General features: G+C 72.2%; 2 protein-coding genes. Both read right to left on the bottom strand.

Translation table 11 applies throughout. From position 1 onward, the window contains the following. A partial coding sequence (locus RF645_RS13260; RefSeq protein WP_368819270.1) for a helix-turn-helix domain-containing protein occupies positions 1-197 on the bottom strand: 197 nt, incomplete at its 3' end. After that, positions 194-554: hypothetical protein (locus RF645_RS13255; protein WP_368819269.1), on the bottom strand; the 361-nt coding region annotated here is incomplete at its 5' end. The genes RF645_RS13260 and RF645_RS13255, both read right to left, overlap by 4 nt.

Below are 554 nucleotides of genomic sequence, written 5' to 3'. Positions count from 1 at the left end.
TGCTGCTGGAAGGTGCGGTGGGCGGCGTCCAGGCGGGCCGCGGCGGCGGGGGCGGGGTGCCCGGTGCCGGCCAGCCAGGCGTGGGCGCGGCGCTCGCTGACCCCGGCCACACCGGCGAGGTCCTTGATGCTCAAGCCCAGTTGGGAACGCAGCACCGCCAAGGCCACCGGCGTGTAGTCGGAGCCGGGTGCGCTCACGCCCAGCTCCGGGTGGTGAAGGTGTAGGGCACCCCGGCGGCGTCCAACTCCAGGGTGATCAGCGCGAGGTATGCGTCCCAGGTCTCCACACTGGTGGCCTTCACACCGTGCTCAGCCCGGGCGAGGAAGCCCTTGGCGGGGTAGCGGGTCAGGGTCACCGGTTCTCCGGTGGCCTCGTGCTCGGCCAGATGTAGGTCCAGCGCCGTGTCCGCGTCGGCATCAACCTCCTGGGCCCAGGAGGTGACCTTCTCGGCCAGCCAGTCGGGCACCTCGTACTTGCCGGTGCGGATCCGGCGGAACCTGCGGGCGTCCATGCCCACGGTCTCGGCCACGTCCTGGGGACGGAAGCCCAAGCGG

The organism is Kocuria sp. CPCC 205260 (assembly GCF_040981045.1).
Lineage (GTDB): Bacteria > Actinomycetota > Actinomycetes > Actinomycetales > Micrococcaceae > Kocuria > Kocuria palustris.
Note: the sequence above shows the minus strand (reverse complement) of the source record. Positions and strands in the feature narration are given on the sequence as shown.